Annotated in this window: 24 protein-coding genes; 21 read left to right on the plus strand and 3 right to left on the minus strand. The window is 42.3% G+C overall.

Annotated elements, in window-relative coordinates:
- Positions 1–133 precede the first annotated feature (133 nt).
- The 16 genes from H9659_RS09260 (at position 134) to H9659_RS09335 (ending at position 13,277) form a co-directional block, all read left to right on the plus strand.
- Positions 134–334 (plus strand): cold-shock protein, encoded by a 201-nt coding sequence (locus tag H9659_RS09260; protein WP_191689748.1) that lies wholly within the window; start codon positions 134–136, stop codon positions 332–334.
- 526 nt (positions 335–860) lie between these two features.
- Positions 861–1,835 (plus strand): DNA/RNA non-specific endonuclease, encoded by a 975-nt coding sequence (locus H9659_RS09265; RefSeq protein ID WP_191689750.1) that lies wholly within the window; start codon positions 861–863, stop codon positions 1,833–1,835.
- 480 nt (positions 1,836–2,315) lie between these two features.
- Positions 2,316–2,609 carry a hypothetical protein gene (locus H9659_RS09270; protein ID WP_191689752.1) on the plus strand — a complete coding sequence of 98 codons (294 nt, stop codon included), beginning with the start codon at positions 2,316–2,318 and terminating at the stop codon, positions 2,607–2,609.
- Between the two features lie 156 nt (positions 2,610–2,765).
- Positions 2,766–3,281: a DinB family protein gene (locus tag H9659_RS09275; RefSeq protein ID WP_191689754.1), complete on the plus strand. Its 516-nt coding sequence runs from the start codon at positions 2,766–2,768 to the stop codon at positions 3,279–3,281.
- Positions 3,282–3,728: 447 nt separating this feature from the next.
- Positions 3,729–4,787, plus strand: a complete 1,059-nt coding sequence (locus tag H9659_RS09280; RefSeq protein WP_191689756.1) for a DUF4236 domain-containing protein — start codon at positions 3,729–3,731, stop codon at positions 4,785–4,787.
- A gap of 63 nt (positions 4,788–4,850) precedes the next feature.
- Complete coding sequence (locus H9659_RS09285; RefSeq protein WP_191689758.1) at positions 4,851–5,204, plus strand: DUF2200 domain-containing protein; 354 nt, start codon at positions 4,851–4,853, stop codon at positions 5,202–5,204.
- 407 nt (positions 5,205–5,611) lie between these two features.
- Complete coding sequence (locus tag H9659_RS09290) at positions 5,612–6,283, plus strand: DUF3885 domain-containing protein (RefSeq protein WP_450097552.1); 672 nt, start codon at positions 5,612–5,614, stop codon at positions 6,281–6,283.
- 493 nt (positions 6,284–6,776) lie between these two features.
- Complete coding sequence (locus tag H9659_RS09295; protein ID WP_191689762.1) at positions 6,777–7,253, plus strand: YbaK/EbsC family protein; 477 nt, start codon at positions 6,777–6,779, stop codon at positions 7,251–7,253.
- Positions 7,254–7,361: 108 nt separating this feature from the next.
- A complete protein-coding gene (locus tag H9659_RS09300; RefSeq protein WP_191689764.1) occupies positions 7,362–7,580 on the plus strand; it encodes a small, acid-soluble spore protein tlp in 219 nt (72 codons plus the stop codon).
- 425 nt (positions 7,581–8,005) lie between these two features.
- A complete protein-coding gene (locus H9659_RS09305; protein WP_191690014.1) occupies positions 8,006–8,644 on the plus strand; it encodes a nitroreductase family protein in 639 nt (212 codons plus the stop codon).
- A gap of 193 nt (positions 8,645–8,837) precedes the next feature.
- Complete coding sequence (locus H9659_RS09310; protein WP_191689766.1) at positions 8,838–9,266, plus strand: MarR family winged helix-turn-helix transcriptional regulator; 429 nt, start codon at positions 8,838–8,840, stop codon at positions 9,264–9,266.
- A gap of 81 nt (positions 9,267–9,347) precedes the next feature.
- On the plus strand, positions 9,348–9,644 hold the full coding sequence (locus tag H9659_RS09315; RefSeq protein WP_191689768.1) for a putative quinol monooxygenase: 297 nt from the start codon (positions 9,348–9,350) through the stop codon (positions 9,642–9,644).
- Positions 9,645–9,989: 345 nt separating this feature from the next.
- Complete coding sequence (locus H9659_RS09320) at positions 9,990–10,505, plus strand: GrpB family protein (RefSeq protein ID WP_191689770.1); 516 nt, start codon at positions 9,990–9,992, stop codon at positions 10,503–10,505.
- A gap of 224 nt (positions 10,506–10,729) precedes the next feature.
- Positions 10,730–11,779 (plus strand): nicotinate-nucleotide--dimethylbenzimidazole phosphoribosyltransferase, encoded by a 1,050-nt coding sequence (gene cobT / locus H9659_RS09325; protein WP_191689772.1) that lies wholly within the window; start codon positions 10,730–10,732, stop codon positions 11,777–11,779.
- A gap of 169 nt (positions 11,780–11,948) precedes the next feature.
- Positions 11,949–12,395 carry a GNAT family N-acetyltransferase gene (locus H9659_RS09330; RefSeq protein WP_191689774.1) on the plus strand — a complete coding sequence of 149 codons (447 nt, stop codon included), beginning with the start codon at positions 11,949–11,951 and terminating at the stop codon, positions 12,393–12,395.
- 63 nt (positions 12,396–12,458) lie between these two features.
- Complete coding sequence (locus H9659_RS09335; RefSeq protein WP_191689776.1) at positions 12,459–13,277, plus strand: hypothetical protein; 819 nt, start codon at positions 12,459–12,461, stop codon at positions 13,275–13,277.
- A gap of 177 nt (positions 13,278–13,454) precedes the next feature.
- Here the strand turns inward: H9659_RS09335 and H9659_RS09340 are convergent, their stop codons facing one another.
- From H9659_RS09340 to H9659_RS09350, 3 genes are all read right to left on the minus strand, one after another.
- A complete protein-coding gene (locus tag H9659_RS09340; RefSeq protein ID WP_191689778.1) occupies positions 13,455–14,225 on the minus strand; it encodes a sulfite exporter TauE/SafE family protein in 771 nt (256 codons plus the stop codon).
- A gap of 359 nt (positions 14,226–14,584) precedes the next feature.
- On the minus strand, positions 14,585–15,763 hold the full coding sequence (locus H9659_RS09345; protein WP_225217758.1) for an amidohydrolase: 1,179 nt from the start codon (positions 15,761–15,763) through the stop codon (positions 14,585–14,587).
- A gap of 20 nt (positions 15,764–15,783) precedes the next feature.
- Positions 15,784–17,205, minus strand: coding sequence for a YfcC family protein (locus H9659_RS09350; RefSeq protein WP_191689780.1), 1,422 nt, complete (start codon positions 17,203–17,205; stop codon positions 15,784–15,786).
- 1,057 nt (positions 17,206–18,262) lie between these two features.
- Between H9659_RS09350 and H9659_RS09355 the strand changes: the two genes are divergently transcribed.
- The 5 genes from H9659_RS09355 (at position 18,263) to H9659_RS09375 (ending at position 24,478) form a co-directional block, all read left to right on the plus strand.
- Positions 18,263–18,790 carry a dihydrofolate reductase family protein gene (locus H9659_RS09355; RefSeq protein WP_191689782.1) on the plus strand — a complete coding sequence of 176 codons (528 nt, stop codon included), beginning with the start codon at positions 18,263–18,265 and terminating at the stop codon, positions 18,788–18,790.
- Positions 18,791–18,947: 157 nt separating this feature from the next.
- Entirely contained in the window at positions 18,948–19,283 is a 336-nt protein-coding gene (locus tag H9659_RS09360) for a GNAT family N-acetyltransferase (protein WP_191689784.1), read from the plus strand.
- Positions 19,284–19,424: 141 nt separating this feature from the next.
- Complete coding sequence (locus tag H9659_RS09365; RefSeq protein ID WP_191689786.1) at positions 19,425–21,071, plus strand: serine hydrolase domain-containing protein; 1,647 nt, start codon at positions 19,425–19,427, stop codon at positions 21,069–21,071.
- A gap of 15 nt (positions 21,072–21,086) precedes the next feature.
- Positions 21,087–23,204, plus strand: a complete 2,118-nt coding sequence (locus H9659_RS09370; RefSeq protein ID WP_191689789.1) for a glycoside hydrolase family 3 protein — start codon at positions 21,087–21,089, stop codon at positions 23,202–23,204.
- A gap of 14 nt (positions 23,205–23,218) precedes the next feature.
- On the plus strand, positions 23,219–24,478 hold the full coding sequence (locus H9659_RS09375; RefSeq protein ID WP_191689791.1) for an exo-beta-N-acetylmuramidase NamZ family protein: 1,260 nt from the start codon (positions 23,219–23,221) through the stop codon (positions 24,476–24,478).
- Positions 24,479–24,586: the final 108 nt, after the last annotated feature.

Here is a 24,586-nt window from a genome sequence, read left to right on the forward strand (position 1 = left end):
GGCGAAGACCTGTTATATTTAAAGAGTATTATCTTTGTTCTTTTCAGATAGAGAAAATATTTGATTTTCGTCTAAGGTATTTGAGCAAGTATAGTAACAATTATGTGGATGTCCACATTAGGAGGCAATAACTATGGAACAAGGTACAGTTAAGTGGTTTAACGCAGAAAAAGGTTTCGGATTCATCGAACGCGAAGCAGGGGACGATGTATTCGTACACTTCTCAGCAATTCAAAGTGACGGTTTCAAATCTTTAGACGAAGGTCAAAGTGTAACATTTGAAATTGAAGAAGGACAACGTGGCCTACAAGCTACAAACGTTCAAAAAGCTTAATAATTGCTAGAAAAAGACCCTACATGTGGGGTCTTTTTTGCGTTTATGGCGTACTTTTGTTTGTCGTCATGTATGGCTAGTGTAAGATTGTTTGCATCGCTGACCTTGTAGTAGCCAAAGCTGTATCTGTATACGCAGCTAGTTGAGCTTTATCTATGGCGGAACCTGGTGTTTTGGTGCGAATGGCCACGCACTCATGTATTGCATGGTAATGATAAAGACACTTTACCGAAAACCGTTGGTAAAAGTGCATACGAATTATCGAACGTTCGAAGAGTAATTTTATATAGTTACGAACGCTAATATTTCTCCTGCATTATCATTTAAATTCCAAGGGGAATGTGGGAATTTATGCTATAAAATTTGCGTTAAGCAGTGAATGTTCCTTACGAAATATATTCCGCAATCGGGCGATAGTATCGAAAATAATTCTCGAACATTCATATAGGATGCTACATAAGCTGGAAAAAATAAATGGACTAGAACTTTAATTGGTTTCACACAGATGAAAGGTATGGTATGAAGAATGACAAAGAAAATGAACTATTTGATTTTACTTTTAACAATCGTCTTTATGGTCGGTTGTACCAACTCAGAAGATGCATCCGTTGCAGATGTAGAAACAGATTTGCAAAAAGTCACGACTGTTGAACCGAATAAAATTAGTGAAGAAGAAACTGCCGTTGCGGTTGTTGAAGAACAGGAAGAAGAAAAGCCCGTAGTAGAGGAACCGGAAGTAGAAGAAAAACCAGCTCAACCAAAGAAGGAACGGTTCTCCGGATACAAACTAATTGAAGTGGATGGTGGGGATCTATCTGGATATCGTGAACCCAACATCGTGGTTGACATTGGTTACGGGGACCGAGAATATTGGGGATTTACGAATGAAAACGGGCAACTAGTACGTGTAATAGCTGACGAAATCGTTCTACAAGATGACAGGAACGAACCTGTTTTATCGACTGGCAGATACTATGCTGATGAGGCCAAGGTTCCAGGCGTTGAAAGTGACGTTTTAGATGAGGGACATGTAATTGCCGACTCTCTCGGAGGGGTATCGAATGCTTATAACATTACCCCACAAGATAGTACGCTCAACCGACATGGTGATCAAGCGTATATGGAAAACGAGATCCGAAGAGCAGGTGGAGCTACTAAATTTGAAGCAATTATCACGTATTCAAATACAAAAACGCAGATTCCATCTAGCTATCAGTATACCTATACAATAAACGGGAATGTCATTACGGATTCATTTGAAAATGTGAATCCAGATGAAGTAAACGAATCTCTGGGACTAACCGGAAATAATGAGTCCGAATCTAAATCAGAAAGTTCTTCAACAAACGAAGGTGAGCTTTCAAGTGTTGATACGAATGGAAATGGTATCGTGACAATCGCAGAAGCGAAAGCAGCCGGTTTCAGTATGCCAATAACTAGGGAACATTGGTTGTACCAATACATGCAAGATCGTGATAATGACGGCATGGTAGGAGAATAAGAGATCTGCCTATATCAAAAATGGGCTATTTTGTTTTGTGATGAAACTATTAGTTGAGTAAGATCGTACTTTAAATAATAATACTTGCGCTACTGGCGGATTAGAGAAAAGGATCCATCCACATATTACGATACCAGCGGATTTATTCGAAAGAATGGCTAAACGTATGAGTCAAAATTAGGTTGAATGCGTCAATAAGGCACGTTTATGAAGTAACAAAAAGGTTTGATTCCCCAATTTCAATGCTGGGGAATTAGACCTTTTTATATTTGCATATCGTGGAAAGAAGAACTTGAAAAGTATGCAAAATAACTCTGAACATGACCTCCGTTTTCCCGAAAAGGGTTTTCTTGTGTAGTCCATCGGAAAGAAAAGTGATATTGGATTATTCAGAAACGGGTGATAGAATAGGGATAAGGAAAAATTTATCAGTCAGGGTTTTATTCAACGAACTATTTGACCTAGCCATGCGGCAGCCATATGGAGATAGAAATCGAGGGATGTATCGTGACGATAAAAAGTTTGTGGATAGCGGTGGCCATTTTCAGCATCCTGGAACTAGTTGCGATCCCTGTGTTATTGGTAGGTGCCGATAAACTTTATCAAATGATAGATGGGGTAATGATCATAGCGTTCATTATTTATCCGCTGTTTTATTTCTTATCCTTATTGCTATTGAAGAAGGGAAACAGAAAACTCGGTGCAGTCATTTTACTTATTCCGTTGCTCTTATACACCCCTATTTTGATGGGAATCCAAGGACTGATTCGCTAAAAAAGAAATCGGTGAGTGACTTTAATGAGTTGTTCAACTAAAGGGATGCAAGAAGTTACAGTTTGGCGGTTGTTGAAGATGACATTTAAATCGGAAATGATTTTATGAAAATGTACTCGACGTGGAACTGATTAGTTACAGGATAGGAGTGTTCATATGGATGATTTCGAGTTGATAGCGAAATATAAAAGTTTTTTACATCACTATACACTCGAACAATTGCGCTACATCCCCGAGCCAGAAGTCTGGTCAATTGGTCAACTGTATGATCATTTAATTGTTGTGGCTCATGAGTATTTGGACAGTGTTGAGGCTTGTGCGAAAGTTGCGGGAGAGCAAAAGCAGGGGAAGACAGAGTTCGGAGAGCACTTATTTAAGAATGGTGGTTTTCCGCCGATTAAGATCAAATTACCACCGGAACTTGACGCACCCCCGGACAATAAGAAATTATCAGAGGATATTATGCTCGAGCTCGATCGGCTATCGGAAAGAATGAAACAACTGGAACTGAAAGTGGATGAAATAAACCCTCAACAAAAAGTTGAACATGGAGGTTTTGGATGGTTGAATGCGCAGGAGTGGCTGGCGCTCGTTGGCATGCATTTCCGTCATCATCTGCGTCAAAAGGAAGAACTGGATCGAAAACTGAAAATCGGCAGATCAATCGAATAATGTTTTGAAGATTTGGTTGTGGTGTGTAAAACACAGGACATGCGTTATTAGCAGCTATTGCAGATGATTTGTTAAGAAGATTATGCGCATCCATCAACGATATTGAAAGGAAATCCATCGAGCGGTATTCAAGTGTATTTCATCAATAAGGCTCGGAACTTGATTTATCATCTAAACGGTGAGCAGAATTGTGATAGTTTAGCTTAGGATAATAATGATATTCGATTTCTATAAGAGATGCATAACGATTGGATATTGGTTGATGAGCGGAAAGTAATTGACGAGACTTTTAATAATAAGGATAAATAACGCAGATCGCACCTTGTATGAGGTGCGGTCTTTTTGTGTTTCGTGTCGATTCCAATATTGGTATAATAGGCTAACTCATTTATTCTGCAATTCAGTTATGCACGGGGGAATACTTTATCACTTGAAAGGAGACTGCCTATGGGGTTCCGATTTCAAAAACGCATTAAGATTGCACCGGGGGTTCGGGTGAATATTAGTAAGAGTGGGTTCAGTACATCGATTGGTCCGCGGGGTGCGTCCGTCACGGTAGGAAAACGAGGTGTTCGAGCGAATGTCGGGATTCCAGGAACAGGAATTTCGTACTCGGAGCAATTGACGTCCAACCGTTCCAAACGTCCTCTGCGTTCGTCCTCTCAAACTGCTTCATCGGCTAAGCCGGCTTATTCTGCAGAAGCTAAAGAGGTGGAGGCCTATACAAGTTACGTGGATATGTTACTTTCCACTCATTTAGAGACGGTTCAGCCTGTAAATTGGAAAGCGATTCTTCAGGAAGACTTGGAACAGCTCGCAGCAAATGGACCTCGTGCAGAAGAAGCACGTCGCAAATTGAAGGCGTTCCAACCGAATTGGTTTGACCGGTTGTTCCGCAGAGAAGAAACGAGACGCAGGGAACTGGAAGAGGAACTGAGCAAAGCGATTGTGCAGGACAAGATCCAGTTGTCTGAAAAACAGACGCTGGCCGACCAGGCGTCAAAGGTGCTGGCGGGGGACGAATCCGCATGGCAGGAAGCCTTGCAGGAGTATCCTGCGTTTGCTGCCATCGAGCAATTCGGGCACAAGGTGCATGTGAAATTCTGCAACGGCGAACTGACAGTTTTTGTAGACATCGGAGAGGATGAGGTCGTCCCAAAAGAAGTGCTGTCATTGACGGCGAAAGGCAACCTGTCCCGAAAAAAGATGGGAAAGACCAACTACTTTGCTCTCTATCAGGATTACGTGTGCAGTTGCATCCTTGGCGCAGCACGGAATGTGTTCGCGATCTTGCCAGCTGAGCACGTGCTTATCCATGTCTATGACAGAAGCCAGGCGGATGAACCTCCGGTGAGAGGATGTATTGCGTCCGTGCGTATCAGACGGAACGAGCTGTCAGGGATGCTCTTTGAATTGCAGGACCCTTCAAGAACTGTAGAAACGTTTGAACACCACATGAATCATTTGAAGACGAAGGGCTTCCGCCTCGTCGAGGAATTAAAGTGAGGAACGACACGCGCATACTGTTTATCGTATGAACCACTACTAGACAAGACAGGATGGTGCAGGATGGCGAAACATAAAATTTATACGATGAGTTTTTCAAAGGTTTACCCCCTTTATATTGCCAAGGTGGAAAGGAAAGGTCGTACGAAAGAGGAAGTCGACGAAATTATTCGCTGGCTGACAGGTTATGAGCAGGGAGAGTTGGAGGTACATTTGGAGAAGCAGACCGACTTTGAAACGTTCTTTTCGGAAGCGCCTGAGATGAACAGCGAACGTAAACAGATCAAAGGTGTAATTTGCGGAATCCGGGTGGAAGACATTGAAGAACCGTTGATGCAGGAAATCCGCTATTTGGATAAGCTGATTGATGAATTAGCAAAAGGCAAAGCGATGGAGAAGATTTTGAGAAGGGCTTGATAGAAATACCCATACTCTTGCTTCGCGATGTGCAGGGAATTAGGTAAAATCCCGGATTGGGCGTTCACTGAATCCGGGTATTTTTTATCTTCAACAGGATTTTGCGGTGCTTAGGCGGGGACGCAGACTGCTTGATCACTGGTAGAAATACAGGCGAACTCTCCTCGGAACTTACGGGATGGATGCAACGTTTTTATCGAAATCAATTGTTAGGAAAAATGTTTTACATAAGTAGATGAAATAGGAATCATTACGTGGCAAAAGGCTGATTTCGATTTAGATAGTTGTAGAGTACGACGTATCTTGATAGGATTTCATCTATAATATAATTTTCAAATTCAATAACTGGCAATACTTAGTTAGTCTTGTAAACCTGGAACATTGTTAGTGGAAAAGAGGTAATTCGTATAGAAACGTTAGAAAAATATTTAAAACAGCATTTCGAAAAAGGAATCTTGCAAGCACCGCTGTTTTTAAGATGGGAGACCGCTTTAAGATTTGAATTGACAGAGCCAGGAGTCACGATGGATTCGCCAAATGGGCTGAAGCAGGCGATCCAACGTTCGGTTGCTCTATTTGATGAAGTTTTCGGGGATGAGGATGACTTGTTGGTTGTAGCGGAAGTTTATACAAAAAAGAATCACAACTTCTTTGAAAAAAGACCTTTGAGCACGTATCGGACTTTTGTCAAAAGCCAAGAAGTGTTGGATCATTTAAGACATGAACTAGTGACAGAACCACGGAGCGCGGAAGGAGAGGAGATGATTACACATCGTTTTCTTCAACCGTGTCGGAAACAGGATTTACGCTACTCTCTTATGCTTGAAACAAAACTTTTTGAACAGGAGAGAATGCCGATTACCGGGCTGAAAAAACAGCCTAACAGTAGATTTGAACTCTATTATCTCAATCAAAATCGGCATATCATCTTTCATGTATTCAGCGAGCGAGGCTGTGATATTATCGCAACTGATAGGAACGAGATTCGACCGCTGTATGAAAAGTATAACGAATGGATTGAGAAAGCCCATCGATCCATGATTGACGCGAGATTTACTGAACCCAGTACCGGTTTCTGAAGGTGAGATTTTTTTAGGCTTCATGGGATAGTACAAAAGGAGAATTCCAGAAGAACGGATTCAGACTATTTTGTGTCTGTTTCTTTTTTTTTTTCGGACAATCAACCTAAGTATTCCACTTCGCAAATACTGCTCGGAATTACGTCCTAATAGTGCAGTGCGAAGGTTTGGTTCAACTAAGCAAGCATAAGAAGAGACCCGAATAGCGCACGCGTGCTTGAACGGAAAATCTTATTATGCTTGCATTTTTTTGCTTCCGCGTTGTGCGCTTGAGCGGAGTACAGTGTTGCTTGAACACAATTGGCTGTGCTTGAGCGGATTACAGGGCTGCTTGATCACAATTGGCTGTGCTTGAGCGGATTACTGTGCTACTTGATCACATTTATATAAATAGAAGTATTGAGCCGGAATGAAAATCGAATGTTGTCTTAATTTTCAATGTAATCAATGTTATACTCTGTCTATTCACATGCTTAAAGGAGGAACTGTGGTAATGGAGTTAAGTAAACAAGCAGGGGAATTTCAGCAAAAGCTGAAAGAATTGGGAAGCGATCGAAAAGTGAAAGAGCTGCCGGACAGTGCCCGGACTGCTCAAGAAGCGGCTGAAGCGATCGGCTGTGGAATCGCCCAGATTGCGAAATCCATCGTTTTCAAATTACAACAATCCGGAGAGCCGCTGTTGGTGATTGCAAGCGGAACAAATCGGATTGATGAACAGAAAATCGAGGAGCATGCGGGGGAAGTGCCCGGCAAGGCGGATGCCAAATTTGTCCGTGCACACACAGGATACGTAATTGGCGGAGTTCCACCCATGGGACATGTTGAACCAATTCGTACACTGATCGACTCAGACTTGTTGCAGTATGATACGATCTGGGCTGCCGCCGGTCATCCGAAAGCCGTTTTTGAACTGACGCCTGGAGAGCTGACGAAACTCACTGGCGCAAAGGTCGTTCAAGTGTGTAACTGAGTGACGATACCCTTTTTGGAAATCGATCTCTCGGGTTTCGTCTGTAATAATTCAACCAGTTCGGGGAACACTATCCTCTGTAGCATGATGAATAGAGGAGGAAGTATGATGGCGAAAAACTATCCGAAACCGAATGATCCTGCGGATAATGTTGAGCGGTTGAATAAGACCATTGGTAATATGGAAGCGGCCGAAGAAGCAATGTATTTTGCGGAAGGTAAAGAGCGTGCACAGATCCAAGCTAAAAACGAACGACGTGCAGAAAGCATTAGCGATTTGAAAGATGAAATTGCAGCAGAGAACAAATCCAGGCATAAGAAATTTTGACGCGTCATTTGTGTAAGTGAACTACATGTCTAAATGGACATGAATCCATCCCGTTGCGAATTATGCTGCGGGATTTTTGTATGTACTGACAAGAATCCTGGAGGATGTCTGAATAACGCACAGCCTCGCCTCGATATGTTCATTAATAGATTTTGTAGAGGAAGAGTAGTCATTACTTCATACGGATACACAAACGCTCCAAGTAACGGATTTAACTGGACTATAGCGAGTGGAATTTAAGATGTTCCTACTAGTCAAGTGCATGTTTGGTGTTGAGTTGCTTATGCATTGTTAAATTTTGGTGAAACAATCTTAGGAGTTGCATATTTCTCAAATCCATATTATATTAATTGACGAAGCAACGATTGAGGTGTCAAACATTGTTTCATCAATTAATGTAAAATATGAAAAGGAGCTTTTCCATGATGCAAACATATCAGAAAACGAATGATTTCAATGAAATTGTAAACGGACGTCGTTCCATTAAGGAATATGACCCTACGGTTAAAATCAGCCATGAAGAAATGAGTGAGATTATCGCTCAAGCTTCAAAAGCCCCATCATCTATTAATATGCAACCTTGGAGATTTCTTGTGATTGACAGTGAGCAAGGAAAAGCTACACTAGCCCCTCTTTCCAGATTCAATAAAGATAAAGTCATGAGCTCATCCGCAGTCATTGCTGTATTCGCTGATCTCAATAATTTTGAGCATGCCGAAGAAATTTACGGCAAAGCTGTTGAACTTGGGTATATGCCTGAGGAAGTTAAAGAATTTCAATTGAATGCTTTTAAACCAGTTTATGAAAAGATGTCCTATGAAGAAATGAAAGATACCATTATGCTGGATGCTGGTCTAGTCTCAATGCAACTTATGTTAGTAGCACGTGCTTATGGATATGATACGAATCCTATCGGTGGTTATGAAAAAGACCAGATTGCTGAAGCTTATGGTCTGGAGAAAGAACGTTATTTGCCGGTTATGTTAATCACTATAGGTAAAGCCATCAATGAAGGTTTTCAATCATATCGTCTTCCCGTTGAGACAACTACAAAATGGAGATAAGATAGACTCTATTGAACTTAATGTGATATGTGTTGTGTTAAGTTTTACAACGAATGAATTTAGGGCAGGTATTATTTCGATTGCATGTTAGGTGATGTTGTATTATATTTATTGATGGGTCAACTATTGAGAAGTCAATTAATTGTAGGATTTCTTATCAATTGACCTCACAAATTACATTGGAGGTCAATTGATGAGATGTTCACTTTCAAATCAAGAACAAATCTTACGTCTGCTTAATGGACTTAATAATCAGATCAGCCCTAAATTTGAACGATGTACGGGCATTAGCGCATCACGCTATGAATTGCTTCATCAGCTTTACGAAACAGAAGAAATTAATCAATCCACGCTTCAAAAAGCTGTTAATATCGATAGTGGTGCCATTACTCGACATCTAAAACTACTTGAGGCAAACGGCATGGTGACAAGACGAAGAAACCCTAGCGATAATCGGGTGATATTTGTTCGCCTTACCGAGGAAGGGCGTAAACAAATTGTCGGTTACAAAAAAGAAAAAATTAGTTTTGTGAACCAAATGCTCCATGATTTCAACCCGGAGGAATTGGAATCGCTATCCGACATGCTGAATCGCATGCAAAACAATATCATTGAATACTAAAACCTATTGAAAAAAATTGAACTAAAGATGATCAGGTATAAGCCTCTAATTCAATAAATCTAATTAAAAGGATGGATCACTATGATTATTATTCACGCAAACCTTCAAGTAAAACCGGATCAAGAACAAGCATTCTTGGAAGAAGCTAAAACACTTCTTGCTGCATCAAGAGCTGAAGAAGGGAACAGCAGCTACGACTTGCTGAAATCTACTGAACAAGATTGCCATTATACAATGGTTGAAATTTGGAAAAATATAGAGGCTACTGCAGCCCATAATACAAGTGAGCATTTCACTGCTTTTAAGCAAAAAGCGCCAACTTACCTTGCTGCACCCATGGACCTTAAGGTATTCAGTGGAGAACCTGTAAAAGCATAACAATAGCAAACACCCCAAGGAATTCGTTCTTGGGGTGTTTGCTTATGCACATTCACATCCACACGTATTATATTCGTTATAAAAATCTGGAAGAGCAATATCACTTTGCTGTTGTTCAGATAACTGAAGTGGCAGTTGAATATTCTATTTTGATGATAGCCGAATCTAAACTCGCTGCGACTTATGTAGCGGGTTTTTTGAGTGTACTGACCAGAATGTTGCCAACTATGCTAAACTATCAGAATAGTAAGAAGTGACTATATCCGGTTTTATAGATTACTCTACACATTGAGAAGCTAGGATAGAATGAGAACTAGCTAATTTAATATAGAAAGGAAGATGTATATGATGTCCAAAAGGAAAGTGGAGGTACTTCCTTACTCGTCATTATGGTTATCTGCATTTCAAGAAGAAGCCGCTATATTACGAGGAATTTTCGGTTCTGATGTACTTGAAGTTCATCATATTGGCAGTACAGCAGTAGTTGGATTATCTGCTAAGCCCGTGATAGACCTTCTACTAGTCGTTCGATCGATTGCGTGTGTGGATGCACACAATGATGCAATGCGTGGTATTGGGTATGAACCTAAAGGTGAAAATGGAATTGAAGGAAGACGTTACTTTCAAAAGGGTGGCAATGAAAGGAGTCATCATGTCCATGTTTTTGAAGAAGGATGTGCAGAGATTACGCGTCATCTTTTGTTTCGGGATTTTTTAAGAGCTCATCCTGCACGAGCGATGGAATATGGGGAGTTGAAAACACAATTAGCTGAGCAGTATCCTGATGATATCGAGAAGTATATAGAAGGAAAATCAGAGGTAATCCGGCAAATTGAATGTGACGCTGCAGAGTGGTTATGAGAATATTAGGTTTCATTTTAAATGGATACTGTATACGTCAGACACGATTTAGAATCATTTTCAAGGTGTGCGCTCCTCTATTTCGTTCTATAAGGCTAGACGATTCTGCTCGAGTACTGAGAGGACAAATTAACTAGATGAACTTGTCAAAACAAGTAGTGTGCAAGGTGGTAAAGCTTAATATAAAGAGGATATTTATTTTTTAGGGAAAAGGGGAATGGAAAATGAAAATTTTAGAAGAGACCGTACAAAAGATTGATAAGTTGGATACAGAGATGATAGAAAGCGCTTGGAAACGCGTAGACAGTCTGATTAAGCCACCAAAAAGTCTAGGAAGACTCGAGGAGATTGCAGTTCAATTAGTAGGTATCACCAGGAATCCATCCCCTTCAGTAGAACGGAAAGCGATGATTGTGATGGCCGCCGATCATGGTGTATACGAGGAGGGGATTTCCAGTAATCCTCAAGAGGTTACATTAGCGCAAACGCTGCTCTTTCAAAAAGGATTGACAGGTGTGTGTGCAATAGGTAAAGTTTCCGGAGCGAAAATTACTGCAGTAGATATCGGCATCAAAGGGGAACTGCCTGAAGATAGTGGCGTGATTGGACGGAAAGTAAAACATGGAACAGAAAATATGGCGAAAGGTCCTGCAATGACAAGAGAAGAAGCGATCCGATCGATAGAAGTTGGAATTGAGATGGCCAATCGAGAAGTGAAAAATGGAATCCAGTTGCTTGGGACAGGGGAGATGGGAATTGGCAACACGACTCCCAGTACGGCCATTTTGTCCGTTCTTAAAAATTGCGATCCGTTAGAAATAACGGGTAAAGGTGCAGGTGTGGGACCAGGAGGAATTGAGCACAAAGCATCGGTCATCAGGCAAGCCATCGAGAAGAATCAGCCCAATCCAAGCGATGGAATCGATGTGCTGGCCAAAGTTGGCGGATTGGAAATCGGGGGCATGGCAGGAGTGATGCTTGGGGCTGCCGCAAATCGCATACCTGTCGTGGTAGACGGCTATATTTCCACAGTGGCGGCCTTGATAGCAGCAGCGATAGAGCCTAACGCCAAGGATTATTTCATAGCCTCCCATGCATCTGCCGAACCAGGCGGGCGACTGGCAAGCGAGTTATTAGGAATCGAGCCGATGTTAACAATGGATATGTGCCTCGGTGAAGGGTCTGGCGCGGCGTTAGCCTTCCCGATTATAGACGCGGCTGTCAGCATGATGAATCATATGGCTACGTTTACGGAAGTAGGAATGGAAATTTAGTTGTTATCGAGTCTTTAATCGAAACCGGGATGCCAAATGTGTAGGATGTGGCGAAACCAAACACCTATTGAAGAAACGGTAATAGATGTTAGAGGTGCAATTCCGATCGTGACAATTTCTTTTCTGATTTGAGGGTACTTCAAACGCCACTTTAGAAAGGGGAAGACTGATGAACTATGACATCCGACAAGTCCATGAAGAGAATAGAAGAGAAATAGTAGCATTGCGCGTGTCACTAGAACAGCGTGGCTTCATTGAAACGATAGAAGAATGCTTAGCGGAAGCTGCACAATGGAAGCAATTTCGGCCTGTCGGTTTGTATGTCGATGACTTGGCTGTCGGTTTTGCCATGTACGGTTCTTTGCCGGATAGCCAGGGAGGCAGCAATCTATGGATTGATAGGATGCTAATCTATGAGCAGTTTCAACGTAAGGGATACGGTCGCAAGTTTATGGAGCTGCTTATTGACCGGGTATTGCAGGAATATGGGGAGCAACCGATTTACTTGAGTGTTTATAAAGAAAATGAGGGGGCCGTATATTTATATAAAACACTCGGTTTCGGATTCATCGGTGAATATGACACAGCCGGTGAAGAGATTATGCGGATGGGATAGGAATGAGAGCTTGGATAGAAATTTTTACTGATCCGTTAATTGAAAGAAGAAAGAAGGGGAGCTATGAAATCCATCTATCTACTCGTCATCATAGGCTTGATGGCCGTATTAGTAGCTTGCCAATCAAAAGAAGCCGAGCAGTTCATCGAGAAGGAAAGTACAGTCCAGGAAGCTCATCATCTAGTAGAAGAAGCGATGATTGAAAAGGGACTGACTGTGTCAGCAGGAAAAGTGCAGTATGACAATATTGGAAAGTCTACAGATAGGAGCCGAGTTGTGGTCGATTATGAAACAGAGCATGAGCCAGCCTATAAAGGGAGAGCTTTTTTACTTGTGGATGAAGACTCGAAGCCGAGACGTATTGCAGGTGTGGATCATTTAGGATTGGACTATACGGAAGGTTTGTTGTCACTCGGGGATTTGCTGATGGAACGGCTTGCCACTGCCGCATACCAATCTGTAGTACTTGAAGTGGAACCGGTCATGGAGCAGTTGCCTGGACTGAGTTGGGAAAACGATGAAAAAATTGATGTGAATCGAGTCGGTTACGACAAGGAACAGTTCCCGGAAATTCTACGTTTGTATGGAGAAGATCGACTGGCAAATCCGACCGAAGAGGAAGCAAAACAGTGGTTGGAACAGTATCAGATTCGTTCAGGTGATGAACCTCTTGAACTGTGGTTACCTTTAAACTACGCAGGTGAAATGACGAATGCTCAGTTCGAAGCAATGTTGGAGCAATTTAGCGGACTAAAAGATATGTGGGATGGGCCGATGTATGTGCGTATCACGGCAGATCACTTCGATGAGACTGAGGACCCCATCTACAATGCATACTCAAACGGAATGGGATCGAATGTTTTCATAGGGGCTTTTAAGTAATGGTTTACATGCCTTTTTGACATATCTATGCAACGTAACTAAGAAAGCTACTTGGTGTATACGCCATCATGCAACTACATAATTTAAAGCAGCCGTCCTATGCTGTAAAGTGATTCAAGTCGGCTGCTTTTCAATTCACTATGATTTAGGAATGGCGGTACCAGGAATGCTTATGTTTCAAACACTCAAAACCAATACAGCCAACATATAGATGGAAGAAACGATCGTGAGGACGGCAATCAGTAATTTCAACTTTGGTATTGGAACCTTGTCCGCTATACGTGTGCCCGTTAGAATTCCGATGACAGTTCCAAGTAAACTAGCGATAATTAGTACGGGGAGTGAGTCCATATTGGCACGGGAGAAGTATCCGGCCATGGAGGGAAGAGCGATGATAACAGAGTTTAAAAGACTCACGCCGACCGCCACTCTAATATGGACTCCAAGGCTTGCCAGTAACGGGACTAATAAAATCGGTCCGCCAGCTCCAGTAAGTGAGCAGATGACTGCTGTCAAAAATCCAAGGAGCATAACGAATAAATGAGAATTCAACAGAAAGGAACGTTTTTGCTCCATCTCGTCTCTGTCTTTCCTAATTAGAAGGGATAACCCTGCGAACAATACAAAGAGATAAAGGAAGAACTTCACTAGGAAATCCGACGTTAAGACATTGATCTGAACTCCTAAAAAGGCTCCTGGCAAGCTGCCGATACTTAATAGTATGGCGAGTTTCAAATCCATATGTTTCATCTTCCAATAAGAATAGGCTCCGAGTACGCCCGAGACCGCAAACGCTAAAAAACTCAGTGCAAGGGAGTCATGGACAGGCATGTTTAGGAACCCAACGTAAATCAAGGGCAGCAGGAATCCAGCAATTCCGGATATTCCTAAAAAAATGCCGACCACCAAGTTGATAAGTAAGAGAGTACAAAAAAGAAAGATGGACATTAGACAGACCTCGATTATTCTTAACCCTTGGAAAAGGATTATCTATTTGCTCGTATGGAAAGTTCATTCAAAGTTTACTTACATACAGTAATTCATCTTCCTTCATTGTAAGGACTTGTCTAGCTTTCCTCAATAGCTTTCCATCCTCAATTGAATTACCCTGTTCGTGACAACTCCAATCAGCGCTTGCCGAGGAGAATCCTTTTTTGCTGATTTAGACCTTCCCTAGTTGATTTCCCCATATATCCTATATGTCATTCACGGAATGCGCTCGAAGTTGGGTGCCGGCACAAAACAAAAATCGGCTGCAACAAGTCATGTTTCAAGACCTGTTGCAGCCGCCTGTTGCTGATTCAATTTTAGTCCCCACAAAGCTCTTCCGCAATATTTACAAAGTAATTCACACCATACTGCAATGCCGTTTCCTCAATCTTGAATTTAGGATGGTGAAGGGGATACGCCTTGCCGAAGTCTTTATTATGAACACCGATGAATTGCATAGACGCTGGTACTACTTCCGAATATGCAGCAAAGTCCTCAGCGCCAAACATGGGTTCTGGCAAGTCGATTACGTTTTCTTCTCCGACTAACTTAGCTGCAGCGCGACGAGTGATTTCAGTAGCTTCCGTATCATTGTGAACCGCGGCACAGCCAAGATCCCATTTGATTTCCGCTTTTGCACCGTGCGTGTTTGCAATGCCATGTACCACTTGGTCCAAATAATCCCTGGCCTGTACACGAACAATAGGATCATGTGATCGAATCGTGCCTCCAAAAGATGCAGTTTCTTCGATGACGTTCAAGGAATTTCCACAATTGAACTTCGTAACAGTGATGACAGGCGCCTGTAAAATCGGCAATTTCCGAGAGACGATCAGCTGTATATTGGTGACAATCTCTGCACCGATAACGAGTGGGTCGATTGCAAGTTCAGGAGTGGAAGCATGGCCTCCTCGTCCAATGATTTTCACTTCAAAATCATCACCCGCTGCATTCATTTTTCCGGCACGCATTGAGAATTTACCAGCGTTTTCATAAGGATAGACGTGTAAAGCGAAAACGTAGTCGACACCTTCCATGACGCCGTGGTCGACAAGTTCTTGAGCACCGCCTGGCGTCACTTCTTCTGCATGTTGGAAGATAAAACGGATTTCTCCGCTGAATTCGTTCCGTCTCTCACATAATACTTTTGCTGTGCCCATCAACATAGATGCGTGTGCGTCGTGACCGCAAGCGTGCATGACGCCTGGTGTTTTGGATTGGAAATCGATATCTGCCTCTTCGTGGATAGGGAGGGCGTCTATATCTGCACGAAACGCAATCGTGTGAGATGTTGCAGCTGACTGCTTTTCACCTTTCAAAACAGCATAGACACTCGTTTTAGTCGGTCTCGTCACGGTCAGCCCTGGAAATTTGGACACCGTTTCATAGATATAATCTGATGTCTTAAACTCGTGATGGGATAGTTCAGCATGTTCGTGTAAATGGCGTCTCCACGAAATGACTTCTTTCTGCAATGTGTCCTGATTCAAAACCAATTGTATAACCCCCTGATTGTTTAAAATGGTCCGTAGTTAATGGCTTGAGCAATGATGAGGAAAATAACTGTGATACCGATTTGTATTAACACATATGGGAATACCCATTTGACCCATTGCGTGAACGGAATCCCCGCAATAGCAAGTCCTGCTAACAAAACCCCGCTGGTTGGAATGACCGTATTCGAAATTCCATCACCCATCTGGAAAGCGAATACCGCAGTTTGTCTAGTCACTCCAATCAAGTCAGCGAGTGGTGTCATAAGTGGCATCGTCAGGGCTGCTTGACCGCTTCCTGAAGGGACGATGAAGTTGATCACCAGCTGCATGAAGAACATGCCGATTGCATTGACGGATGCAGGTAGCTGACCAACTAATCCAGCTGCAAAATACAAAATCGTATCGAGTAAGCCACCGTCTTTTGTAACAACCAGAATCGTTTGCGCAACCCCGATAATCAAAGCCCCAGCCACCATCTCACGTGCTCCGGATACGAAGCCATCTGCCATCTTATTCATGGAGAGCTTGCCGATGATGCCCATAATGATTGCACTGAAAAGGAAGATTCCACCGATTTCACTAATGTACCATCCGAATTTAATGACCCCGACGACAAGTGCGATGAAATTTGCAAGCAGGACAAGTAATGCAAGGAAATGCCTTTTACTCATCTTGAAGTCCATATCAATGGCCACTTGATCTTTTGGATCGAATTTGCCGTAGACACCTGCTGCAGGATTTTTTTTGACCTTCATGGCATGCCTATAGATAAAGATAACGGTAAGTAAGTAGAAGACAATGAAAATCGCAATCCGTAATCCCATGCCAGAATAGATCGGGAGTTCGGCGATGCTTTGCGCCACAGCTACATTAAACGGATTGGTGATACCCGTCACAAATCCTGTTGCCATCGTTCCAAGCATGACAATGGCAAAACCGGTCAACGCATCCATCCGAAGCGCCATCGTCATCGGAACAATAATTGCAATATAGACGAGCGTATCTTCAGCAGAACCTATCAACGTACCGAGTAACGCAAATATTAGAACCAACATTGGAATCAGAACAATTTCCCGTTTCCCAAATCGCGCTGCAACGACTTTGATGAAAGAGTCGATCGCCCCTGTTGCTTGCATAATCCCTAGCGCACCACCAAATAAAAACACGAACAAGATAATATGTGCGCCTTCCATAAGACCTAAATGCACACTATTGAACATTTGAAGCACGCCAACAGGTGTACGCTCGACAAATTCAAATGATGTCGCGTCCACAAGTGTCCGACCATCTTTTTCAATTCGATCGTAATGTCCGGCAGGCACGATATACGTGAGAATGGTCATGATTATAATGACGATGAACATAAGAGCGAATGCATTGATCCCTTTCGCAGGTGTTTCCTGTTCTTGATGATTCAAGTAGTCTTTCGTTGGCTTTGTCATAATATCCCCCCCAGGATAACGAATATGTGAAAGTGCTGAACCTGTCCTTTTGCAGAATTCTTCAAGATAATAAGCAGTTCTAGACTTGCATGCGGTTCGTTTGAAATCCTGATCATTCAGGTGTAGCCGCTGAAAGGACGCGCCACTTCATACATCCGGATTTTTAATGCGAGTGGTATCTTTGTTTTGTCATACTGATCACATAGCTTTCATTTCCTTACCAGCTATAGGATGTTTTGAATATGACTTTTTGTGGAAGCGCTTCCACATGAGGCTATACGAATTCGTAGTGATCATTTCGACTTGTAGTAGACAATCACTAACTATTATTGTCTAGGGAACTAAAATGGCATCCTCTCCTAATGCACAACTTGTATGAAATAAATATCCTTGTACAGACATTGGAATCAGAAGTCTACCGCACCTCCTTTTCTATTCAACGGAAAACATTTCCGTTGTAAGGAAATTTGTTATATAAAATATATGCCGAATTCATCTAGGTGTCAATATATTTCGAAAAAATAATCAACTATTGTCCTGACGCTTATGAATAAGAGTAAGTACCGCAATATAAACAATAAGAAGCCTTGTTAACTTAGTATTAGCTAAGTTTTAGCGCAAATTTGAGGGAGGAATAAGCCAATGGAGGATAAAACGGATATATATAAATTCTTTCTTTTCTACATGGGGAGGAGGGACGGTTGGCGGCGGTGAACGTATATGGCACCCATTTTTTCTGAAAGAGGAACTGCTTTGCGACTCACTCGGACACTGCTCTTTATGTCCATATTTAGTGGAATTAAATTGCCTGAGGTAGTTTTGCTGTGAGCGATGGATTTCATGCCGATTATTCGGTAGTAAAAGGTAGGAATTCCGAAGTAGGATTACTTGAACTATATTTGAAACACAGCACGTACTCTAAGGAAAAGTTAACAAAATCAAAAGAAGTGAGATAGAATTTGTCAGCTTTACTTAGAGACAACAAACAGGGGAAAGCAATGGATTTCGTGGTATACTGCTCATCGTTAAATATGTCTTCAGAACGGAGTGGGCAAGGATGACGAGAAAAATAATCATGAATTTGGCGATGAGCTTGGATGGATATATTGCAGATGACAATGGGGGGTTCGACTGGATCGGAGGGGATGGGCATAGTGAGCTGGATACGTCCGCTCAATTTAGTTTCCATGATTTCTTAGAGCAAGTCGATACGGTTGTAATGGGGCGGAAATCGTTCGAGGATTCTACACTCGATATGGTGGCACAACACAAAATTATCGTCGTGACCTCTTTAGAGAGAGAGGACGAAGAAAATGTGCAATTCGTCCAAGGGGACATCGTTTCTCATGTCCAGTCTCTTCAACAGGAAGAAGGAAAAGATATTTGGCTCTTTGGTGGCAGCCAGTTGACCAACGCCTTTTTGAAAGCAGGCATTGTCGATGAATTCATCATCGGCATCGTCCCAATGATTCTTGGCGCTGGAATCCGTCTGTTTGATGAGAACGATCGAATGATTCCACTGCAACTAGAAGAATACTCCGTCAATGAAGGATTGCCTATATTACGATATACGAAAAGAGTATAAGATGAACTAGTAGGAGAAACCGATGGACTTGAATAGTTACAAGTCTATTGGTTTTTTTCTGCTTTACGCAGGGCAGCCATGAATAAAAAGTAGGTCAATGAACTTTCATGTAGTTAAGATACGATTCACTCATTAGAACAACGATATCGGTCAAAGAATGCTTGAGCACGCGATTGCCATGGCAAAGTTTGAGGGAGCGGGTATCGTGCAATTGACCACTGACAAACAGCGAGTTGCTGCTCATCCATTTTATGAGAGACTTGGTTTCACAGCAAGCCTTGAAGGAATGAAGCTGATTCTTTTAAGAAGGGCCTTTATCTCTCAAGTCCTTTCCACTTCATTCCTGTCGTGTAAACAAGAACAGACTAGGTCATCCGGGATAATAAACGATATAGTACACAAGCAGGAAAACCACACTTTTCAGTTCTCTGAAGGGTGTTTTTTTGTCGTATTTACACACTTATTATCAAAATATTTCAGAATATATACTTGATTAATCAGTCAATTATACTATCTGCTACACGCACTAAATTACCAATTTTTCTTAAAAGGAAAGCCCTTAGGAAGTATAGTAATTCACTAATAATTCAGATAGAGTGAAAGGGCTTACATCATATGGGAGAGGAAGATGTAGATGGTGAAATCGAAGAAGAAGTTCTTAACTGCGTTACTCGTATGTTCGTTAGCAAGTGGACTTGTTTTTGCAGAAACGGCTGGTGCTCATAGCTATTCGATTCCTAATAAGGCATGGAATGATCCTGGCCATGGAGCACCTGTACTGCATCAGGGTTCAGTGAAGGGGGCAGGTATGAGACAGCAACCTCTACAGGATATCGATGCAGTCCTTCACGAGGCGATTGAAGAAAAAACCACTCCAGGAGCGGTTGTTCTTGTTGCCCGCAATGGACATATTGTGAAGCAGCAAGCTTATGGTGATGCGGCGCGATATGTGGACGACGCTTACACAGAAATGGAAAACCCGGTCGCTATGCAAACGGATACGATATTTGATGTTGCTTCGATTAGTAAGATCTTTACAACAGTAGCAGCTATGAAATTGTATGAAAAGGGAGCCATTCAATTGGACGCTCCTGTAGCAAAATACATTCCTGAATTCGCTGCAAGTGGAAAAGAAACAGTTACGATACGACAGTTAATGACACATACATCAGGATTCACCGCTTGGATTCCACTCCATTCCCAAGGAGAAACACGGGAAGACCGCCTACAGCTTGTATTTGCACAACCGTTGGAAGCACAACCAGGAAGTGTCTATACCTATAGCGACCTGAATATGATTACGCTGGGGGCCGTTGTTGAAAAACTCTCGGGGAAACGCTTGGATCAGTTTGTGAAAGATGAAATTACTAAACCGCTTGGTATGAAAGACACGATGTACAATCCTCCTGCTTCGCTTAAAAATCGAATCGCTGCGACAGAATTCCAACCGGAGATTGGCAGAGGACTCGTCTGGGGAGAAGTCCATGACGAAAATGCCTGGTCACTTGACGGCGTTGCAGGTCACGCTGGAGTCTTCTCCACAGCAAAAGACTTGGGGATATTTGCACATATGATTTTAAACGAAGGTAAATACGGAGGGAAGCGAATTTTAAAACCGGCTACAGTTCAACTGTTAAGTGAAAACCAAATCCCGGAATTTGACGGGGATGATCATGGACTCGGCTGGGAGCTGAACCAAGGCTGGTATATGGACGCTCTGTCAGGTCCTTCATCAGCAGGGCATACTGGGTTTACAGGAACCAGTATTGTCATCAACCAAAAAAATAAAACAATCGCTATTTTATTAACCAACCGTGTACATCCTACAAGAAAGACCATATCGTTAAACTCTGTTCGAAGGGATTTTGTACGACGAGTGGCAGATGCAATCCCCGCACCTATTCCTAAAAATACAGACGCTTGGTTTTCTGGATACGGGGACAAACTGCATCGTGACCTACTAGTGAAGGCAACAAAAGAAGTCAACGAAGTATCATTTGATACGTGGTATGAAGTGGAAAAAGACTCTGACTTTGGAGTGGTTGAAGCATCTGGTGACGGTATCTCTTGGAGTGAAGTAGGAACACGCCTTACAGGTACAAACGACAAGTGGAGTAATTTGACGGTTATGCTTCCAGAAGGGACGAAGCAGATCCGTTTCCGATACGAGACAGACGCGTCTGTTAACGGACGGGGCTGGTATGTAGGAAATATCAAACTGAATGGACAACTTGTCAATCCGGAATCAGATGCAACAGATTGGGAAAATCGAAATTATTAAAGGAGAGATTTGTTGATGAAAAAAATCCGTACTCACTTTTTAATGCCGTTATTGATTGGAGTGTTAGTACTTACAACGGCTATTTCTAGTCAGACTGCTATGGCTAATTCAACCAAATCATCTATTCAAGACCTTATTCTTTTACAAAATGTACCTGAATCGGATACTCAATTTGAAAAAGGAACTATTCAACTTAACCCACTTCACGTATATAAAGAAGGACATTTCATGGGAACTTCTAAAAATTTGAAATGGAAATCAACCAATGAAAGAGTTGCTACGGTTGATAAAAACGGTTTAGTTTCGACAACTGGTAAACCTGGAATGGCTTTCATTCAAGTGAGCGAGGGGAAACTAGTCGACCAGATTGGCGTATTAGGGAAGCCGGATCCGTCATCCGGGAAAGGCAAGGGGAAACCAACAGTTACGTACCAGGTGAAAAAGATGAATGGGAAACGATACAACCTGATTGAGAAAGCAATCGGTCGCATGACGCTTGAAGAAAAAGTAGGACAAATGCTTATGCCGGATTTCAGAAATATGAATGGCAAAAATGTCACAGAACTAACTCCTGAAATTGAACAACTTGTAAAAAAGTATCATTTAGGCGGAGTGATTTTGTTTAGAGAAAACGTAGTCACGACAGAACAAACGGCACGTTTAGTATCAGATTATCAAAAAACGTCTGAAAAATATGGTCTCCTCATGTCAATTGACCAAGAGGGGGGAATCGTAACACGACTTCAATCAGGAACAGATATGCCAGGGAATATGGCATTAGGGGCTACACGATCGGAAGAGCTTGCAGCTAAAGTGGGAGAGGCAATTGGTGAGGAACTGCATTCGTTGGGCATCAATATGAACTTCGCACCTTCTTTTGACATTAACAATAATCCGGATAATCCTGTAATTGGAGTCCGATCGTTTAGTGAAGATCCGGAGCTAACTGCCCAATTAGGTGTTGCCTATACGAAGGGGCTTCAAGGGACAGGTACTTCAGGAACAGCAAAACACTTCCCAGGTCACGGTGATACAGCAGTGGATTCGCATTTAGGACTACCCGAGGTTCCTTATGATAAAGAGCGGTTAAAGGAAGTCGAGTTGTATCCGTTCCAGAAAGCGATGGAAGCAGGCGTTGACGCTATCATGACAGCGCATGTGACGTTCCCTAAAATCGATGGAACAACTGTCATCTCCAAAAAAGATGGAACTGAAATCAATGTGCCCGCTACGTTATCCTATAAGGTACTTACGGAGCTGATGCGTGAAGAAATGGGATACGACGGTTTAATTACAACAGATGCGCTGAACATGGGTGCGATTTCGGATCATTTTGGACCAGTAGATTCCGTTATCCGAGCTGTGCAGGCTGGTACAGATCTTGTGCTTATGCCAGTCGGGTTGGAAAGTGTTGCAACTAGTTTGGTGGAGGCAGTTCGTGCTGGAGAAATTTCTGAATCACGCATTGAAAGTTCAGTCGAACGAATTTTGTCATTAAAGCTAAAGAGAGGAATTATTAAAGAAGAAAATCCGAAGTCCATTGATGAAATAATCACAACTGCAAAGCAAACTGTAGGCTCGGTTCCACATAAAAAAATTGAGCAGGAGGTGGCCGAGAAGTCAGTGACTCTAGTGAAAAACAATGAGGTACTACCGTTGAAGGTGAATTCTTCGGAGAAAATCGCAGTCGTTGGCAGCTCATATATCGATGACCTATACCAAGCTGTGAAAAGTAAACATGAGAACACAGTCTTGGTGAAAACAGGAGAGCCACTCTCTACTGATCAGTTATCCAAAGTATCAGATGCTTCAGCGATTATCATCGGCACGACTACATCCACTGTAGCGGGCAGATCTACGTCCAATCCACAAATGGCGATGGTCAATGATTTGTTAAAACAAACAGTTGTACCTGTCATCGCAGTTGGTGTCAGGAATCCCTATGACATCATGGCGTATCCGGACGTCGATGCATATTTGGCGCAGTATGGGTTCAGGTCAGCCAGTTTTAAAGCGACTGCATCCATTGTTTTTGGGGAGATTGATCCTTCGGGTAAACTTCCTGTGACAATCCCTAATCCAGCAGGAGGAACATTGTATCCATTTGGCCACGGGTTAACTTATAACAAATAAGGAGGGATAAGATTATGAAAAAGTGGTTGATGGTAGTCGTCACAGCTGTGCTTATCATGACGACATTCACTGCAGCATTTGCGGATAACACCTACACCAATGGCAATAAGAACTCAAAGGCGGACGACAAAGGGAATCAAAAATTCGCATTAGGTGTAGAGAGACTGATGAAAGATGAAAAAAAGTTGCTTAAAGGCAAGCGAGTCGGCTTGATTACCAATCCTACTGGGGTCGATCAAAGCTTGAACAGTGTTGTCGACATTTTAAATAATGATCCAGAGATTCAATTGGAAGCACTCTACGGTCCGGAGCATGGTGTGCGAGGAGATGCGCAGGCTGGACAATATGTTGACTACTATATCGATGAAGTTACAGGGTTGCCGGTTTATAGTCTGTATGGGAAAACCAGAAAACCGACACCTGAAATGCTACAAAATATCGATGTTCTCGTTTTTGATATTCAAGATGTGGGGACTCGGTTCTATACGTACATTTATACGATGGCTCTAGCTATGGAAGCAGCACAGGAAAAAGGAATTCCTTTCATTGTTTTGGATCGACCGAATCCATTAGGCGGTAAAAAAGTGGAAGGTCCTGTCCTCGATCCTAAGTTTGCGTCATTCGTTGGACAATATGCAATTCCACTGCGCCACGGGATGACAGTGGGAGAACTAGCAAAACTTTTTAACAAAGAGTTTGATATCGGTGCGGATTTGACTGTAGTGAAAATGAAAGGCTGGAAACGAAATGCATATTTTGAAGAAACTGGACTTCAGTTTGTCATGCCATCTCCTAACATGCCGACATTGGAAACTGCACTCGCTTATCCAGGTTCAGCACTTATCGAAGGGACAAATGTATCGGAGGGACGCGGAACGACAAAGCCATTTGAGCTAATTGGCGCACCGTTCATTAGTAGTCCGGAACTTGTCACGCGGTTAAACCAACTGAATCTCCCGGGAGTGACTTTCCGAGCTGCTTCCTTTACGCCAACATTTTCAAAGCATAGCGGAAAACTTTCTCATGGAGTTCAAATCCATATTACGGACCGAAATAAGTATGAGCCAGTGGAGACAGGGCTGCACATTGTGAAAACAATTAAAGATCTTTATCCTGAACAAGTTCAACTCACACCTTTCTTTGATAATTTAATTGGAAACGGTTGGGTTCGTCAGGGAATTGAAAATGGTATGACAGTCGAAGAGATGAAATCGCGTTGGGAGAAAGAGTTGAAAGGATTTGAGAAAGTACGCAAAAAGTATTTGCTGTACTAAAATATCTGGATAGAATCAGTGAAATATTCATTTGAACAAAGCAGGTTACAAAGTAATTCACCATCCAACAACAAACTAAATATACCGGGATTCCTAAAGTGTCATCTT

Origin of the sequence: Sporosarcina gallistercoris, from assembly GCF_014836415.1 — a bacterium.
GTDB classification, from domain to species: domain Bacteria; phylum Bacillota; class Bacilli; order Bacillales_A; family Planococcaceae; genus Sporosarcina; species Sporosarcina gallistercoris.

What these genes read in the sequence shown, in the direction of transcription:
- H9659_RS09260 (WP_191689748.1), top strand. Translation starts at nt 134, where the DNA reads ATGGAACAAGGTACAGTTAAGTGGTTTAACGCAGAAAAAGGTTTCGGA.
- H9659_RS09265 (WP_191689750.1), top strand. Translation starts at nt 861, where the DNA reads ATGACAAAGAAAATGAACTATTTGATTTTACTTTTAACAATCGTCTTT.
- H9659_RS09270 (WP_191689752.1), top strand. Translation starts at nt 2,316, where the DNA reads ATGGAGATAGAAATCGAGGGATGTATCGTGACGATAAAAAGTTTGTGG.
- H9659_RS09275 (WP_191689754.1), top strand. Translation starts at nt 2,766, where the DNA reads ATGGATGATTTCGAGTTGATAGCGAAATATAAAAGTTTTTTACATCAC.
- H9659_RS09280 (WP_191689756.1), top strand. Translation starts at nt 3,729, where the DNA reads ATGGGGTTCCGATTTCAAAAACGCATTAAGATTGCACCGGGGGTTCGG.
- H9659_RS09285 (WP_191689758.1), top strand. Translation starts at nt 4,851, where the DNA reads ATGGCGAAACATAAAATTTATACGATGAGTTTTTCAAAGGTTTACCCC.
- H9659_RS09295 (WP_191689762.1), top strand. Translation starts at nt 6,777, where the DNA reads ATGGAGTTAAGTAAACAAGCAGGGGAATTTCAGCAAAAGCTGAAAGAA.
- H9659_RS09300 (WP_191689764.1), top strand. Translation starts at nt 7,362, where the DNA reads ATGGCGAAAAACTATCCGAAACCGAATGATCCTGCGGATAATGTTGAG.
- H9659_RS09305 (WP_191690014.1), top strand. Translation starts at nt 8,006, where the DNA reads ATGCAAACATATCAGAAAACGAATGATTTCAATGAAATTGTAAACGGA.
- H9659_RS09310 (WP_191689766.1), top strand. Translation starts at nt 8,838, where the DNA reads ATGAGATGTTCACTTTCAAATCAAGAACAAATCTTACGTCTGCTTAAT.
- H9659_RS09315 (WP_191689768.1), top strand. Translation starts at nt 9,348, where the DNA reads ATGATTATTATTCACGCAAACCTTCAAGTAAAACCGGATCAAGAACAA.
- H9659_RS09320 (WP_191689770.1), top strand. Translation starts at nt 9,990, where the DNA reads ATGATGTCCAAAAGGAAAGTGGAGGTACTTCCTTACTCGTCATTATGG.
- cobT (WP_191689772.1), top strand. Translation starts at nt 10,730, where the DNA reads ATGAAAATTTTAGAAGAGACCGTACAAAAGATTGATAAGTTGGATACA.
- H9659_RS09330 (WP_191689774.1), top strand. Translation starts at nt 11,949, where the DNA reads ATGAACTATGACATCCGACAAGTCCATGAAGAGAATAGAAGAGAAATA.
- H9659_RS09335 (WP_191689776.1), top strand. Translation starts at nt 12,459, where the DNA reads ATGAAATCCATCTATCTACTCGTCATCATAGGCTTGATGGCCGTATTA.
- H9659_RS09340 (WP_191689778.1), bottom strand. Translation starts at nt 14,225, where the DNA reads ATGTCCATCTTTCTTTTTTGTACTCTCTTACTTATCAACTTGGTGGTC.
- H9659_RS09350 (WP_191689780.1), bottom strand. Translation starts at nt 17,205, where the DNA reads ATGACAAAGCCAACGAAAGACTACTTGAATCATCAAGAACAGGAAACA.
- H9659_RS09355 (WP_191689782.1), top strand. Translation starts at nt 18,263, where the DNA reads ATGACGAGAAAAATAATCATGAATTTGGCGATGAGCTTGGATGGATAT.
- H9659_RS09360 (WP_191689784.1), top strand. Translation starts at nt 18,948, where the DNA reads ATGCTTGAGCACGCGATTGCCATGGCAAAGTTTGAGGGAGCGGGTATC.
- H9659_RS09365 (WP_191689786.1), top strand. Translation starts at nt 19,425, where the DNA reads ATGGTGAAATCGAAGAAGAAGTTCTTAACTGCGTTACTCGTATGTTCG.
- H9659_RS09370 (WP_191689789.1), top strand. Translation starts at nt 21,087, where the DNA reads ATGAAAAAAATCCGTACTCACTTTTTAATGCCGTTATTGATTGGAGTG.
- H9659_RS09375 (WP_191689791.1), top strand. Translation starts at nt 23,219, where the DNA reads ATGAAAAAGTGGTTGATGGTAGTCGTCACAGCTGTGCTTATCATGACG.